This window comes from Sphingomonas abietis (genome assembly GCF_027625475.1).
Classification (GTDB): domain Bacteria; phylum Pseudomonadota; class Alphaproteobacteria; order Sphingomonadales; family Sphingomonadaceae; genus Solisphingomonas; species Solisphingomonas abietis.
The window spans coordinates 2,847,761-2,861,489 of record NZ_CP115174.1; the positions used below are offsets into that span (position 1 = coordinate 2,847,761).

At 68.6% G+C, this 13,729-nt stretch carries 16 protein-coding genes; 7 read left to right on the top strand and 9 right to left on the bottom strand.

Features of this window, described 5'->3' with window-relative positions; translation table 11 throughout:
- Window positions 1-102 precede the first annotated feature (102 nt).
- Window positions 103-543 (bottom strand): MarR family winged helix-turn-helix transcriptional regulator, encoded by a 441-nt coding sequence (locus PBT88_RS13545; protein ID WP_270075868.1) that lies wholly within the window; start codon window positions 541-543, stop codon window positions 103-105.
- Between the two features lie 134 nt (window positions 544-677).
- Between PBT88_RS13545 and PBT88_RS13550 the strand changes: the two genes are divergently transcribed.
- Complete coding sequence (locus PBT88_RS13550) at window positions 678-1,106, top strand: organic hydroperoxide resistance protein (protein ID WP_270079258.1); 429 nt, start codon at window positions 678-680, stop codon at window positions 1,104-1,106.
- A gap of 105 nt (window positions 1,107-1,211) precedes the next feature.
- Here the strand turns inward: PBT88_RS13550 and glmS are convergent, their stop codons facing one another.
- Window positions 1,212-3,050, bottom strand: coding sequence for a glutamine--fructose-6-phosphate transaminase (isomerizing) (glmS, locus tag PBT88_RS13555; protein ID WP_270075869.1), 1,839 nt, complete (start codon window positions 3,048-3,050; stop codon window positions 1,212-1,214).
- 260 nt (window positions 3,051-3,310) lie between these two features.
- Here glmS and PBT88_RS13560 point away from each other — a divergent pair, with 260 nt between their 5' ends.
- Window positions 3,311-4,087 (top strand): aspartyl/asparaginyl beta-hydroxylase domain-containing protein, encoded by a 777-nt coding sequence (locus PBT88_RS13560; protein ID WP_270075870.1) that lies wholly within the window; start codon window positions 3,311-3,313, stop codon window positions 4,085-4,087.
- A 33-nt stretch (window positions 4,088-4,120) separates the two neighbouring features.
- Here the strand turns inward: PBT88_RS13560 and glmU are convergent, their stop codons facing one another.
- Window positions 4,121-5,494, bottom strand: coding sequence for a bifunctional UDP-N-acetylglucosamine diphosphorylase/glucosamine-1-phosphate N-acetyltransferase GlmU (gene glmU / locus PBT88_RS13565; protein ID WP_407696564.1), 1,374 nt, complete (start codon window positions 5,492-5,494; stop codon window positions 4,121-4,123).
- A gap of 56 nt (window positions 5,495-5,550) precedes the next feature.
- Between glmU and gph the strand changes: the two genes are divergently transcribed.
- Window positions 5,551-6,231, top strand: coding sequence for a phosphoglycolate phosphatase (gene gph / locus PBT88_RS13570; RefSeq protein WP_270075872.1), 681 nt, complete (start codon window positions 5,551-5,553; stop codon window positions 6,229-6,231).
- Window positions 6,232-6,289: 58 nt separating this feature from the next.
- On the opposite strand, the gene PBT88_RS13575 is transcribed toward gph, so the two are convergent.
- From PBT88_RS13575 to PBT88_RS13590, 4 genes are all read right to left on the bottom strand, one after another.
- Complete coding sequence (locus PBT88_RS13575; protein WP_270079259.1) at window positions 6,290-7,303, bottom strand: nucleotidyltransferase domain-containing protein; 1,014 nt, start codon at window positions 7,301-7,303, stop codon at window positions 6,290-6,292.
- Between the two features lie 142 nt (window positions 7,304-7,445).
- The gene (locus tag PBT88_RS13580) at window positions 7,446-8,300 is read right to left on the bottom strand and encodes an HprK-related kinase A (protein ID WP_270075873.1); all 855 of its coding nucleotides are present in this window, start codon (window positions 8,298-8,300) and stop codon (window positions 7,446-7,448) included.
- On the bottom strand, window positions 8,297-8,563 hold the full coding sequence (locus PBT88_RS13585) for an HPr-rel-A system PqqD family peptide chaperone (protein ID WP_270075874.1): 267 nt from the start codon (window positions 8,561-8,563) through the stop codon (window positions 8,297-8,299). The genes PBT88_RS13580 and PBT88_RS13585 overlap by 4 nt, the downstream gene beginning before the upstream one ends.
- A gap of 41 nt (window positions 8,564-8,604) precedes the next feature.
- Window positions 8,605-9,033 carry a hypothetical protein gene (locus tag PBT88_RS13590; protein ID WP_407696461.1) on the bottom strand — a complete coding sequence of 143 codons (429 nt, stop codon included), beginning with the start codon at window positions 9,031-9,033 and terminating at the stop codon, window positions 8,605-8,607.
- A gap of 142 nt (window positions 9,034-9,175) precedes the next feature.
- Between PBT88_RS13590 and PBT88_RS13595 the strand changes: the two genes are divergently transcribed.
- The 4 genes from PBT88_RS13595 to phoB all read left to right on the top strand — a co-directional run bounded on the left by PBT88_RS13595 (window position 9,176) and on the right by phoB (window position 12,582).
- Window positions 9,176-10,405: an ATP-binding protein gene (locus tag PBT88_RS13595; protein ID WP_270075875.1), complete on the top strand. Its 1,230-nt coding sequence runs from the start codon at window positions 9,176-9,178 to the stop codon at window positions 10,403-10,405.
- Window positions 10,406-10,458: 53 nt separating this feature from the next.
- The gene (locus tag PBT88_RS13600; RefSeq protein ID WP_270075876.1) at window positions 10,459-11,052 is read left to right on the top strand and encodes a substrate-binding domain-containing protein; all 594 of its coding nucleotides are present in this window, start codon (window positions 10,459-10,461) and stop codon (window positions 11,050-11,052) included.
- Window positions 11,053-11,175: 123 nt separating this feature from the next.
- Window positions 11,176-11,880: a phosphate signaling complex protein PhoU gene (phoU, locus tag PBT88_RS13605; protein WP_270075877.1), complete on the top strand. Its 705-nt coding sequence runs from the start codon at window positions 11,176-11,178 to the stop codon at window positions 11,878-11,880.
- A gap of 3 nt (window positions 11,881-11,883) precedes the next feature.
- Window positions 11,884-12,582 carry a phosphate regulon transcriptional regulator PhoB gene (phoB, locus tag PBT88_RS13610; RefSeq protein ID WP_270075878.1) on the top strand — a complete coding sequence of 233 codons (699 nt, stop codon included), beginning with the start codon at window positions 11,884-11,886 and terminating at the stop codon, window positions 12,580-12,582.
- A gap of 105 nt (window positions 12,583-12,687) precedes the next feature.
- Here phoB and pyrF read toward each other — a convergent pair whose 3' ends face one another.
- Window positions 12,688-13,368 (bottom strand): orotidine-5'-phosphate decarboxylase, encoded by a 681-nt coding sequence (gene pyrF / locus PBT88_RS13615; RefSeq protein ID WP_270075879.1) that lies wholly within the window; start codon window positions 13,366-13,368, stop codon window positions 12,688-12,690.
- Complete coding sequence (locus PBT88_RS13620) at window positions 13,365-13,694, bottom strand: hypothetical protein (protein ID WP_270075880.1); 330 nt, start codon at window positions 13,692-13,694, stop codon at window positions 13,365-13,367. Before PBT88_RS13620 ends, pyrF begins: the two co-directional genes overlap by 4 nt.
- Window positions 13,695-13,729 lie beyond the last annotated feature (35 nt).

Below are 13,729 nucleotides of genomic sequence, written 5' to 3' on the forward strand. Positions count from 1 at the left end.
GTCGAAAGGGACGTGCGACAGGCGCCGCGCTGGAGGCACGCACTTCGACAGGCTCAGTGCGAACGGGTGTAGCGGGTTTGGGGATGCGGGTCGGGGGAGGCCTTATCCCTCGGCCAGCGCGTCGCGCAGCGCCTTCACCTGCGTGTTCAGCTGCTGGAGATCGGGGATCGACAGCTGCGACTTCTCCAGCAGCGCCGCCGCGAGGCAGGTGCTGCGGGCCTGCATCGCCCGGCCGGCATCGGTCAGGCGGACGATCACCTGCCGCTCGTCGGCCGGATTGCGCTCGCGCGACAGCAGGCCCGCCGCTTCGAGCCGCTTGACCAGCGGCGTGATCGTGCTCGATTCGAGCGCCAGCCGCTCGGCGATCCCGCCGATCGTCTGCGCATCCTCCTCCCATAGCGTGATCAGCACGAGATATTGCGGATAGGTGATATCGAGCTGGTCGAGCAGCGGCCGATAGGCGCGGTTGATCGCGATCCCCGCCGAATAGATGGCGAAGCACAGATGATCGTCCAGCCCAAGCGGCGAAACCGTGTCAGCCATGGCCTGCCTCCCTCTTTCCAACATTTCTCACACGAATCCATATCGCGATAAATTTATCGCTTTACAAGTCGGCCGGGCGGGTCCATCTAGTAGTTATCGCGATAACAGTTACCGCGAGCAATATATCAAGGAGCATCGCCATGAGCATCCTGTACCGCGCCGAAGCCACCTCCACCGGCGGCCGCACCGGCACCTCGAAGACCTCCGACGGCCGGCTGTCGGTCACCCTGGACACGGTCAAGGAACTGGGCGGCGCCGGTGGCGACGGCACCAATCCCGAGCAGCTGTTCGCGGCGGGCTATTCGGCCTGCTTCCTCGGCGCGCTGAAATATGTCGCCGGCCAGAAGAAGGTGAAGATCGACGAGGCGACCACGGTCACCGCCTCGGTCGGCATCGGCCCGCGCGAGGACGGCAAGGGCTTCGGCCTCGACATCGCGCTGACGGTGTCGATCCCGGGCGTCGACCGTGACACCGCGACCGCGCTGGTCGCCGAGGCGGACATTGTCTGCCCCTACTCCCACCTCGCCCACAACGGTGCCAAGGTCGCGCTCTCGGTCGCGTGAGGCTGGCGGGGTTGGGGGCCCGGAACCGGCGCCCCAACCCCACCAGACCTCCACCCGTTCGCACCGAGCGCAGTCGAGGGGCCGAGCCGCACACATCCCGTCCGCCTATTCGACGGTGACGCTCTTCGCCAGGTTGCGCGGCTGGTCGACGTCGGTGCCCTTGGCGACCGCGACGTGATAGGCCAGCAGCTGCACCGGGATCGCATAGACCAGGGGCGCGATCAGCGGGTGGACCTTGGGCATCGTGATCGTCGCGATGCAGCCCTCGCCGGCCTGCTGCACGCCGTCATAATCCGAGATCAGCACCACCTGTCCGCCGCGCGCCTGCACCTCCTGCATGTTGGAGACGGTCTTCTCGAACAGCGGACCCGAAGGCGCGAGCACGATCACCGGCACATGCTCGTCGATCAGCGCGATCGGGCCGTGCTTCATCTCGCCGGCAGCATAGCCCTCGGCGTGGATGTAGCTGATCTCCTTGAGCTTCAGCGCGCCTTCCAGCGCCAGCGGATAATCCGGCCCGCGCCCGAGATACAGCACGTCGCGCGCCTTCGCGATGATGTGCGCGACCGCCTCGATCGCCTCGTCATAGGCGAGCGCGCCGTTGAGCGCGGCCGGCGCCTCCGCCAGATGGCGCACCAGCTCGCGCTCGGCCTCGCGGCTGAGGCGCCCCTTGGCCCGCGCCAGATTGGCCGCGAACGCCGCCAGCACGGCGAGCTGGCAGGAGAAGGCCTTGGTCGAGGCGACGCCGATCTCCGGCCCGGCATGGGTCGGCAGCAGCAGGTCTGCCTCGCGCGCCATCGTCGAGGTCGGCACGTTGACGACCACCGCGATCTTCTGGCCGGCGGCGCGGGCATGGCGCAGCGCCGCCAGCGTGTCCGCGGTCTCGCCCGATTGCGAGATGAACAGCGCGAGGCCGCCCTCCTCCATCACCGGCTCGCGATAGCGGAACTCGCTCGCCACATCGATGTCGACCGGCACGCGCGCGAACTGCTCGAACCAGTATTTGGCGACCATGCCGGCATAGAAGCTGGTGCCGCACGCCACGATAGTGACGCGCTTGACCGCCGAGAGATCGAAATCCTCGGCCGGCATTGCCAGCTCGCCGTCCAGCCGCCGGACATAGCTGCGCAGCGTCTGCGCCACCACGATCGGCTGCTCGTATATCTCCTTGAGCATGAAGTGGCGGTGATTGCCCTTGGAGATGGTGATGTCGCTGGCGCCGGAGATCACGATCGGGCGCTCGACCGGCTGATCGTCGCGGCCATAGACCTGGGTGCCGTCGCGGGTGAGGACGCACCAGTCGCCCTCCTCCAGATAGGCGATGCGCTGGGTCAGCGGGGCAAGTGCCAGCGCGTCGGAGCCGAGATAGGTCTCGACGCCGTCCGGCGTCTCCGGCCCGAAGCCGACGACCAGCGGCGAGCCCAGCCGCGCGCCGATCAGCAGATCGGGGTTGGAGCGGAACAGGATGGCAAGCGCAAAGGCGCCGTGCAGGCGCTTCAGCGTCACCCGCACCGCCTCGACCGGATCGAGCCCGTTCTCGACCTGCTCGGAGATCAGGTGGGCGACCACCTCGGTATCGGTCTGCGACAGGAACACCCGGCCGCGCGCCTGCAACTCCTCGCGCAGCGGCTTGAAATTCTCGATGATGCCGTTGTGGACGACCGCGACCTGATCGGTGGCGTGCGGATGGGCATTGTCCTCGGTCGGCGCGCCGTGCGTCGCCCAGCGGGTGTGGGCGATGCCGACGATGCCGGGCAGCGGATCGCCGTCCAGCACGCGGCCGAGATTGTCGAGCTTGCCCGCCGCGCGGCGGCGATCGATCACGGCGTCGTGGACGGTGGCGATGCCCGCCGAATCATAGCCGCGATATTCGAGCCTACGCAGCCCCTCCAAGAGACGCGGCGCGACGGGCTGCGTGCCGAGGATACCGATGATGCCGCACATGAAGATGCTCCTTTAGCTCGATCGTCCTCCTAACGCGGCGACGCGCCCTCTCCTAGTCGGTGCGGACGAATTTGCTCGATATCCGTGGTGGCGACGACCGGCTCGATTTTGCATCGGCCCGCCCTGCCGTATACGTAAGTCCTCAATAGCAACCCTTGCCCGTCAGCCGATTTTTTGACAATCGCGGAACGACAGGAAGGGACATGCATCCGGCTTCACCCTTCGCGGCATTCCGGATCGCGCGTAACAAAGGAGTGGTGATGAACTGGAATGACAAAGTGAACGCCCGTGGGCGGAAGCTGCCGTTCGTCGGCAAGTCGCTATTCCAGATCGGCAAGGAGCTGCGCCCCAAGATCGATCGCTTCATCATGCGTCGCTCGCTCATCCCCGATACGGCGCTGATCGACAAATCCGCCTTCGCCTGGATTCCCGCGCTCGAAAGCAACTGGCAGGCCATTCGCGACGAAGCCGTCCGGATCCGGACGGAGGATATTCCCTCGCTCGGCGACATCTCGTTCGATCATGGCCGGATCGCGGCAGACCGCCGTTGGAAATCCTTGTTCCTCAAGGGCTATGGCTATGAGATGACCAACAACTGCAAACGGGCGCCGATCACCACCGCGCTGCTCCGCAAGGTGCCCGGGCTAGTGACAGGCTGCTTCTCGGTGATGGAGGCCGGCGGCCATATCCCCCGTCATTGGGGGATGACCAAGGGCATGTTGACCTATCATCTCGCGCTCAAGGTGCCCGCCGATCGCGAGCAATGCCGGATCGCGATCGAGGATGGCGACACGACGCACGTCGTGCCATGGCAGGAGGGGCAGTCGTTCATCTTCGACGACATGCGGAACCACGAAGTGTGGAACGAGACGAGCGAGGATCGCTACATCCTGCTCATCCAGATCAAGCGACCCTGCAGCGGCCTCGCCAACATGCTCCAGAACCTGTTCCTGTTCTGCGTCGGCCGTTCGCGCTTCGTCCAGGACATCAGGCGCAACATCGACAAGCCGGTTCGGCCGGTCGCCACGCCGGCCTAAGCCGACGTCGCCACCGGCACGGGGCCGCGCCGATCAGCCCGCCGCCTTCTTCTCCGCAGAGCGCGCGCGAAAGCGGGCAGCCCAGCCGGGCTTCTCCTGCTGCTCGGGGCGGACCAGCGCCAGGGCGTCCGGCGCGACGTCGCGCGCGATCACCGATCCCGCCGCGACGATCGCCCCCTTGCCGATCGTCACCGGGGCGACGAGCGCGCTGTTCGATCCGACGAAGGCGCCCTCGCCCACGATCGTCCGATTCTTGAAGAAGCCGTCATAATTGCAGAAGATCGTGCCGGCACCGATATTGGCGCCTGCCCCGACCTCGCCGTCACCCAGATAGGCCAGGTGATTGGCCTTGGCGCCGGTGCCGACAGTGACGTTCTTCACCTCGACGAAATTGCCGATATGCGCCTTTTCGCCGATCTTGGCGCCGGGGCGCAGGCGCGCATAGGGGCCGACGAACGCGCCCTCGCCGACGCTCGCGCCCTCGAGATGGCTGAACGCGCGGATGATCGCGCCGTCGGCGACCGTCACCCCGGGGGCGAACACGACATTCTGTTCGATCGTCACGTCGCGGCCGATCACCGTGTCATGCGCGAACCATACCGTTTCGGGCGCGACCAGCGTGGCGCCGTCGGCCATCGCGGCGGCGCGGCGGCGCCCCTGCCACTCGGCCTCGACCCCGGCGAGTTCGGCGCGGCTGTTGACGCCCGCGACCTCCCACGCCTCGGTCTCGATGACCGCTGACTTGCGGCCATCAGCCTGCGCCAGATTGACGATATCGACGAGATAATATTCGCCCGCCGCATTATCGCTGCCGACGCGCGCCAGCAGCGGCCAGAGATCGGCGGCCCGCACCGCCATCAGCCCCGAATTGCACAGGGTCACGGCATATTCCTCGGGCGACGCGTCCTTGGCCTCGACCATCTTGGCGATGGTGCCGTCCGCGTCGGCGATCACGCGGCCATAGGCGCCGGCGACCGGCGGACGGAAGCCCAGCACGACGACGGCGGGCGCGTCTTCGGCATGGAGCCGTTCGAGCATCCGCGCCATCGTCGCGGTCGGCACCATCGGCACGTCGCCGTAGAGGATCAGGATGTCGCCGTCGAAGCCGGCCAGCGCCGCCTCCGCCTGCTGCACGGCATGGCCGGTGCCGAGCTGCGGCTCCTGCAACGCCACGCGGGCGCCGCGTGCGGCCACCGCCTTTTCGATCTGGTCACGACCATGGCCGGCCACCACCACTTCGGCGACCGGCCCCAGCGCCTCGACGCTCGCCAGCAGATGCGCCAGCATCGGCCGCCCGGCGATCGGATGCAGCACCTTGTGGGTGTCGGACTTCATGCGAGTCCCCTTGCCGGCGGCAAGAATCACGGCGGCGAACGGGCGGGGGGAGGATATCTCGGTCATGGCCATGCGAGATGCCACGACGCGCTTGCTTGTTCCAGCGCTAGTCGCCATCGCCTGCCCCTATGACCGCCGAAACCTTCGCCACCTCGCGCTTCCGCACCGTCGTCTTCGATCTCGACGGCACGCTGGCCGACACCGCCCCCGATCTTACCGCCGCGCTCAACCATGCGCTGACCGCGCTCGGCCGCCCGCCGATCCCGCCGGCGGATGTCCGCCACATGGTCGGGCATGGCGTGCGGGCGCTGCTGCAAAAGGGGCTGGCGGCAACCGGCGAGGTGACGGAAGCGTTGATCGATCAAGGCTTTCCGGTGTTCCTCGAATATTATGAGGCGCATGTCGCCGATCATTCCCACGCCTTCGAAGGCGTCGAGGCGACGCTCGACGCGCTGGTCGCGGACGGCGTGACGATCGCGATCTGCACCAACAAGCTGGAGGCGCTCACCCATCGCTTCCTGAAGGCGATCGGCTGGGAGAACCGCTTCGCCGTCGTCATCGGCGGCGACACGCTGCCGGTGCGCAAGCCCGATCCGGCGCCGCTGTTCGCCGCGATCGCACGTTCCGGCGGCGCGCTGCCGGCGGCGTTCATCGGCGACTCGATCACCGACACCGATACCGCGAAGGCGGCAGGCATCCCCTGCGTGGCGCTCAGCTTCGGCTTTCACGATCGCCCGCCCGAGCAACTTGGCGCCGACCGCCTGATCGACCATTGGAACCAGCTGATCCCGGCGCTGGCGAGTCTGTAGATCGTAGCCGGATCGGCCTCCCGTGCTCCTGTGAACGCAGGAACACGACAGAGACGCTTCACCCCTTCTTCGTCGCCTTGGTCCACAGGTGGCCGGCGAGCATCAACGGCGGCATGCGCAGCCAGTGCGAGCGGACGTAAAAGCCCAGCCGGGTGAAGCTGCGGCCCTGCCGCCCCCAGCCGTCGCGGACCAGCAGCCGGCGGCGATACAGCGGGTCGAGCGGATTGGCCCCACGCCAATCCGGCGAGATCGGCGTGCCATAGAGCGAGGCCGAGAGCCGCACCGCGCGCGCCACCTCGGTCGATAGCTGGTGGCGTCTGGCGCGCTCCCGCAGCGTGACCCAATAGGCCGGATCGTCCTGTTCGCGCAGCAGCCGGTCGATGTCCCACAGGTTGCGCAGCCCGCCGGCGAGGTCGCCGTCGGCGAACAGGTGCGCGGCGGCGTGGACCACGATGTCGGCCGGCGACAGCATCGCCAGCCCGCCATCCCCCAGCGGCACCGCATCGGCGAGCAGCGCGGCGGCATCCGGGGTCGGCCGCGCGGTCGGCGGCAGGATGGTGTGGTGGACGTCGATCATCCGATCGCGATCGCGGTGGATCAGCGGCGGCAGCTCGTGCATCCAGCGACGATAATAGGCGTCGTCATAGGCATCCTCCTTGATCGGCTCCCAGCCCGCAGCGCGCAACGCGCGCTCGGCCTCGTCGATCGCGGCGCGCGGCACGAGGATGTCGAGATCGCCGATCGAGCGTCCCTGCCCCGCATCCAGCCCCGCCGCCGCGAACGCCGTGCCCTTGAGCAGCACCAGCGGCAGCCCGAGCGGGGCCAGCGCGCGCCGGGCCATCTCCGCCTCCCACAGCGCGGCGCGGCGCTCCTCCACCGCCCCCTCGCGCGCATCGGCGAGGATGCGCGCGACGGCGGGCGGCACCGCGCGCATGTCGAGCCGGTAGGCCAGCGTGCCGATCAGCCGCTCCGCCCGTGCCGCGGTGAGCAGCATCGTCCAGTCGTCCGCCGAGAGCCCGGCGACGGTCGCCGGATCGCGCAGGGCGGACACGAGGAGGCGGGCGGCCTTCATCGTCACACCAGCCACGCCGCCGCCGAAGCTTTTCCCCCGTTCGTCCTGAGCGACGTCGAAGGACGTGCCACAGGCGCCGCGCCCACCGCACGCACTTCGACTTCGCTCAGTGCGAACGGATGAAAGGCGGACCGTAACGTCTTCACAATCCGCCCCACAGCGTCTCGACCAATCGCAGCCCGGCCTCGCCGTCCGGATAATCCACCGCCAGCGACGGCACGCCCTGCACCAGCCGGGTCAGCGCGGCGAAGCCCGCCTCGCCGAGCGCGACATAGTTGGTCGAAGCCTGGGTGAGCAGCATGAAGGTCTCGCTCGCCGCCAGCCGCTCGACCTGTTCGGGCCGGCCGAAGCGCGGGAACAGCAGCAGCGCGGGCGGAGCGGCCTCGGCCATGCGCGCGATCGCATCGACGGGCGGACGCCAATAGCCGATCGTCCCCTTGGGCGTGCCTGCAAGCACCGGGCCGACCATGCCGCCCGCCATCTGCACCGCCGCCACCGCCTCGTTCTTGAGGCTCGATGCACGGGGAAAGGGATGGATGCGGCCATCCTCCAGCGCCACGAAGGCGAACTCGTCGCCCAGGAAGCGCCAGCCGCGCATCGCCAGCAAGGTCGCCAGCGTCGACTTGCCCGATCCGCTCGCGCCCGACATCAGCAGCACGCGCCCGTCGCGCTCGACCGCCGAGCAATGCAGCAGCAGGTGCCGCCGCCAGCCGAGCGCGACCTGGAGGTTCATCCCCATCTCAGCGGCGAGCAGCCCTTGGGCGAGCGGCAGCGGCGCCGCATCGGGCAGCCAGAAATCGCCCGAGATCGCCACCGAGGGGCGCACGAACCGCCGCCAAGGCCGCTCGGCATAGAGGCGAACGGTCATGTCCGGCACGCCGCCATCCGGCGCGGGATAGCCCGCATAGAGCTGCCGCACCGCCGCGATCGGGCCGCCCCAGTCGGAACCGATACGGAAGCCGACCGGCCCCACTCTCAGCGCGATCTCATGCCTCATGTCCGCCAGGCGAGTCCGGCCAGCACCAGCTCGTCCATCCGTGCCGTGATCGCGTCGATCGCGGAATCGACCAGGTCGAACCGTTCGGACAGCCGCGCCAGCAGCCCGGCCGCGTCGCATGGGCCGCTGGCCAGCGCATCGAGCAACTCCGGCGCAGGCGATGCCAGCAGGTGCGTCGTGCCCGATGGCCGATGGAAGATCGCCACCATCTCGTCCAGCGCCACCAGCGATCGCGCCGCCGGCGGATCGGCCGCGTAGATCATGCCGGGCGGATCATGCTGGACGCCCCCATCGCGTCGCCGGCTCAGCGCCCCGGCATCTGCAACGAGGCGTAGCAGGTGAAGCCGCTGGTGCCATGCTGAAGCCGGCGGATATAATTGACATAGGCCTCGCGCGCGTTGGGATCGAAGCCCGGCGGGCTCTGGCCGTTGATCATCTTCTTCGCCTCGTCCCCGGTCACCGGGCGCGACGGCGGGCGGAACGCGCCGTCCGTTCCGGCCGCGACGAGCTTGCCGTCACGCGCGATATATTTGCCCGAGTCGGCGGGATCGGGGATCGGGATCTTGCAATTCAGCACCGAGGCGGCGGTGGAGGCCAGCGCCGGCCGGATCGTCACCACCGACGAAGCCGCGACCGCGCCGAGCATGAGCACGCCGCGCCGCCCGGTCGCCGCCAGGCGATCATTACCGGCATTACCGATGTTTCCGGCAGCGCCGCCGCTCCCTTTCGGCATGGCGGAACCCGATTTCTCAGGATTGTCACAATCGTCCGCCATCAAGCCCCCGGATGCGCTATTCGCCCTACCATAACCGTAAAAGAAGTGCGTCACAAAGAGCCGGTTCACATCGGCTGGCATAAAACGGGATCGAGTAAGGATGGAGCGTATCGGTATCGCGGGCGTCGTGGGTGTGCTGGCACTGGCCTGCGGCCTGGTCCTGGCCTTCGCCGCCACGGGCGAACCGACGGTGCTGACCGCGGGCATCCTGCTCGGCATCGGGATCATGCTGCTGCTGTGGGTCGCCCAGCGCTGGAGCCGCCCGCAGGAAGCGACGTCGGAACCGGCGCCGCCACCGGCCGCCCCCGAACCGAAGGTGGACGATCTGCTCGGCGCGGTGGACGATCCGCTGCTGCTGGTCGAGGGGCGTCGCGTCGTCCGCGCCAATGCCGCCGCCGTCTCCGTGCTCGGCGAGCATGTGCTGGGCGAGGATGTCCGCCTCGCCATCCGCCACCCGGCCGCCTCCGAACTGCTCACCGGCGATGGCAATGTCGGCGGCAATGTCGAACTGATCGGGCTCGGCGCCGCCGATCGCCACTGGATCCTCTCGACCCAGCCGCTCGGCGGCGGCACCCGGCTGGTCCGCCTGTCCGACCGTACCGCGACACGGGCGAGCGAACGTATCCGGGTCGATTTCGTCGCCAACGCCTCGCACGAACTGCGCACGCCCTTGGCCAGCCTGATCGGCTTCATCGAGACGCTGGAGGATGCCAACGGCCCCAATGAGGCATCGGTGCGCCAGCGCTTCCTCGGCATCATGGCCGGCGAGGCGCGGCGGATGCAGCGGCTGGTCGACGATCTCATCTCGCTGTCGCGGATCGAGGCGGACAAGCATCGCCTGCCTGCCGCCGCGATCGCCCTCGGCGCGCTCGCCCGCGAGACGGCGGACACGCTGCGCGGCGATCTCGCCGGCAAGCCGCGGGTCGAGCTGATGATCGAGGACGGGCTGCCGCCGGTGGTCGGCGATCGCGCCCAGCTGTCGCAGCTGCTCCACAATCTCGTCGGCAATGCGCTCAAATATGGCGATCCCAACAAGGCCGTGCGGGTGAAGATCGCGCGCAGCGGCGCGGCAATGCTCCGCCTCGCGGTGACGGACGAGGGCGAGGGCATCGCCCCCCAGCACCTGCCACGCCTCACCGAGCGCTTCTACCGCGTCGATGCCGGGCGCAGCCGCCAGGCGGGCGGCACCGGCCTCGGCCTCGCCATCGTCAAGCATATCGTCGAGCGTCATCGCGGCCGGCTCGACATCGCCAGCACGCAGGGCGTCGGCACCACGGTGACGGTGTTCCTGCCGGTGACGGCGGATCAGGTGGCAGCCGCGGCCGAATAACCATCTCTCTTTCGGGGCGGCACGGCGCGGACTACAAAGCGCCGATGAGGCGCATGCTCCTGCTGGCCATCCTTGTCTTCGGCGGCAGCGTCCTCGGCGGCTGCGCGAAGGCACCCGTCGCCCCCGCACCCCGCCAGATCCGCATCGTCGGATCGATCGCCGGCTTTCCCTTCACCACGCTCGCCGCCGAACGGCTGATGCGCGACGATGCCGATGCCATCGCGCCGCTGGTCCGCGCCGGCGGTGCCGGGGACGGCATAGCCCGCTTCTGCGGCGGCAGCGGCGAGCCCTATCCCGATCTCGTCCTCGCCAGCCGCGACATGAACCCGGCGGAAATCGGCCGCTGCGCCCACAACGGCGTGGGCGACGTCGTCCGCATCCCGATCGGCGAGGCGGCCTCGCCGCCCGCCGCCACCGGCTCATCCAGCGCGACGGCCGGACCCCAACCCCATTCCGGAGTCACGCCGCTGGTGCTGATGATCAAGGCCGACGACGTCACCGGCACCCCGGCGCTGGCACGCCTGCTCGGCGGCTTCGCCGATGCACTGGCACCGGCCGGCGCGTTCGAGCAGCGCGGCCTCATCCCGCTCCCCGATTATGGCCGGGCGGCGGCGATCGCCCGGCTCAGAAGCCTTGCAAACCGTTGAACTCCTGCATTACGCGGTATTGTAACAATAGACGTGCAGAGGCGGCGCAAGAGCATCCGCCCGTCTTTTAGCCGCACTTCCTGCGGACTATTGCGGCGCGCGACTGGGGACATGAGCATGGTGATGACCGGCCACACCGTTAAGGCGTTCGACAGCGATCTCGGGCAGATCCGGGGTCTCGTCTCTGAAATGGGCGGCCGCGCCGAAGCAGCGATCACGGCCAGCATCCAGGCGCTCGCCCGCATCGATCTCGAATCCGCCGCGATCGTGGTGGAAGAGGATCGCAAGATCGACGAGCTGGAGGCCGAGGTCGAGCGCCAGGTGATCCGCCTGATCGCGCTGCGTGCGCCGATGGCGGACGATCTGCGCGATGCCGTCGCCGCGCTCAAGATCTCCGGCGTGATCGAGCGCATCGGCGATTATGCCAAGAACATCGCCAAGCGCGTGCCCCTGCTCTCCGAAATGCGCTCGTCCGAGCCGATGGCGATCCTGCCGGCGATGGCGCGTTCGGTGTCCGACATGGTGCGCGGCGCGCTCGACGCCTATGCCGCGCGCGACGCCACCGCCGCCGTGATGGTGCAGGAGGCCGATCGCCACGTCGACGATTTCTACAACAGCCTGTTCCGCACCCTCCTCACCTACATGATGGAGAATCCGGCGAGCATCAGCGAATCGGCGCATCTGCTGTTCATCGCCAAGAATCTGGAGCGGATCGGCGATCACGCCACCAACATCGCCGAGATGGTGTTCTTCGCCGCCACCGGCGAGCAACTGATCGATCGCCCGCGTGGCGGCGATCCGTTCGCCATCCCGACCGAGGCCGAATAAGCCGTGCCGGGCCGGGTTCTGCTCGTCGAGGATGATGCCGCTCTCGCCGAGCTCGTCTCCTGGCATCTGGAGCGCGAGGGCTTCGACGTCGAGCGCACGCCGGACGGCGAGGAGGCGCTGCTGCTCGCCTCCGAGCACACCCCCGATCTCGTCCTGCTCGACTGGATGATCGAGGGCCTATCCGGCATCGAGGTCTGCCGCCGCCTGCGCCGCCGGCCCGAGACCGCCAACGTGCCGATCATCATGCTGACCGCGCGCGGCGAGGAGGAGGATCGCGTGCGCGGGCTCGAGACCGGCGCCGACGATTATGTCACCAAGCCGTTCAGCCCGCGCGAGCTGATCGCCCGCGTCGCCGCGGTGCTGCGCCGGGTCCGCCCCGCGCTCGCCGGCGAGCGGCTCGAATATGGCGGCATCGAGATGGATCTGGTCGGCCACAAGGTACGCCGCGACGGTTCCTCGATCGCACTCGGGCCGACCGAGTTCCGGCTGCTCCGCCACTTCCTCGAACATCCCGGCCGCGTCTTCTCGCGCGAGCGGCTGCTCGATTCGGTGTGGGGCCGCGAGGCGGACATCGAGCCGCGCACGGTCGACGTCCACATCCGCCGCCTGCGCAAGGCGATCAACAATGACGGCGCGATGTCCGACATCATCCGCACCGTCCGATCGGCCGGCTATGCACTGGATAGCGAAGGCACCGCTTGAGCGGCGAATGCCGGACGTGACGCGGATCGCCTGCTGAAAGGCGACAGATAGCAGGAATATCGGCGGGCACGGGCGGATCAACGCCGTCGCCCGCCGGCTGCCCGTTTACAGGGTCGCTTCGATCGCGCGCGCCGCGACGTCGGGGTCTTCGGCCTTGGTGATCGGACGACCGATGACCAGCACCGAGGCGCCATGATCGAGCGCCTGACGCGGCGTCACCACGCGCTTCTGGTCGCCGACCACCCCATCGACCGGACGCACGCCCGGGACGACGAAGAACCCGCCCGGCCAGATTTTCTTCGCGGCCCGCACCTCGACGCCCGAGCAGACCACGCCGTCCAGCCCGGCCTCGCGCGCCAGTTCGGTGAGGCGCACGACCTGCGCGTGGGAATCGCCCCGGAAGCCGACCGCCTCGATGTCGCTCTGGTCGAGCGAGGTCAGCATCGTCACGCCGACCACCTTGGTGCCGAGCGGCGCCGCTGCCTTGGCATCCTCCATCATCGCGCGCCCGCCCGAGGCATGGACGGTCACGATCGCCGGGTTGAGCGAGGCGAGCGCGTGCATCGCCTTGCCCACCGTGTTGGGGATGTCGTGGAGCTTCAGGTCGAGGAAGATCGGCAGGCCGAGCGCCGCCATCTCGCGCACGCCGGGCTTGCCGTTGGCGGCGAAGAATTCGAGGCCGAGCTTGATACCGCCGACATGGTGGCGGACCTTCTGCGCCAGCGCCTTGGCATGATCGACGTCGGTGGTGTCGAGGGCGACGAAGATGGGGGAATGGGTGGTCATGATTGCGCAGGCGGCTCCAGCGAGGACGGAGACGCCGGCGGGGGCGGCGGCGTCGGGACGGCCGCCATGTCGCCGATGCCGCGCATGTCCGCAAGGGCGCGCTCATGGCTTTCGAGCCGCCGCTGCATCTGCCAGCGCGAGGCGCGATACCAGCCGAAGGTCGGCAGGAAACCGATCAGGAAGGCGCCGAAGACCAGCACGGGGAGCTTGATATCCAGGACCAGCCCGCCCCAGAGCATGACCTTGGCCGATTCCCAGTTGTTCATCGCGAAGATCACCGCGACGATCGCCAGCACGACCCAGAAGAGTGTTTTCAGAAACTGCATGACGGCGAGACTATGCGGGATCGCCGGACGATGCG

Bases quoted from the DNA above. Each gene is read 5' to 3' on its own strand.
- PBT88_RS13545 (WP_270075868.1), bottom strand. From the start codon at position 543: ATGGCTGACACGGTTTCGCCGCTTGGGCTGGACGATCATCTGTGCTTC.
- glmS (WP_270075869.1), bottom strand. From the start codon at position 3,050: ATGTGCGGCATCATCGGTATCCTCGGCACGCAGCCCGTCGCGCCGCGT.
- PBT88_RS13560 (WP_270075870.1), top strand. From the start codon at position 3,311: ATGAACTGGAATGACAAAGTGAACGCCCGTGGGCGGAAGCTGCCGTTC.
- glmU (WP_407696564.1), bottom strand. From the start codon at position 5,494: ATGGCCATGACCGAGATATCCTCCCCCCGCCCGTTCGCCGCCGTGATT.
- gph (WP_270075872.1), top strand. From the start codon at position 5,551: ATGACCGCCGAAACCTTCGCCACCTCGCGCTTCCGCACCGTCGTCTTC.
- PBT88_RS13575 (WP_270079259.1), bottom strand. From the start codon at position 7,303: ATGAAGGCCGCCCGCCTCCTCGTGTCCGCCCTGCGCGATCCGGCGACC.
- PBT88_RS13580 (WP_270075873.1), bottom strand. From the start codon at position 8,300: ATGAGGCATGAGATCGCGCTGAGAGTGGGGCCGGTCGGCTTCCGTATC.
- PBT88_RS13585 (WP_270075874.1), bottom strand. From the start codon at position 8,563: ATGATCTACGCGGCCGATCCGCCGGCGGCGCGATCGCTGGTGGCGCTG.
- PBT88_RS13590 (WP_407696461.1), bottom strand. From the start codon at position 9,033: ATGCCGAAAGGGAGCGGCGGCGCTGCCGGAAACATCGGTAATGCCGGT.
- PBT88_RS13595 (WP_270075875.1), top strand. From the start codon at position 9,176: ATGGAGCGTATCGGTATCGCGGGCGTCGTGGGTGTGCTGGCACTGGCC.
- PBT88_RS13600 (WP_270075876.1), top strand. From the start codon at position 10,459: ATGCTCCTGCTGGCCATCCTTGTCTTCGGCGGCAGCGTCCTCGGCGGC.
- phoU (WP_270075877.1), top strand. From the start codon at position 11,176: ATGACCGGCCACACCGTTAAGGCGTTCGACAGCGATCTCGGGCAGATC.
- pyrF (WP_270075879.1), bottom strand. From the start codon at position 13,368: ATGACCACCCATTCCCCCATCTTCGTCGCCCTCGACACCACCGACGTC.
- PBT88_RS13620 (WP_270075880.1), bottom strand. From the start codon at position 13,694: ATGCAGTTTCTGAAAACACTCTTCTGGGTCGTGCTGGCGATCGTCGCG.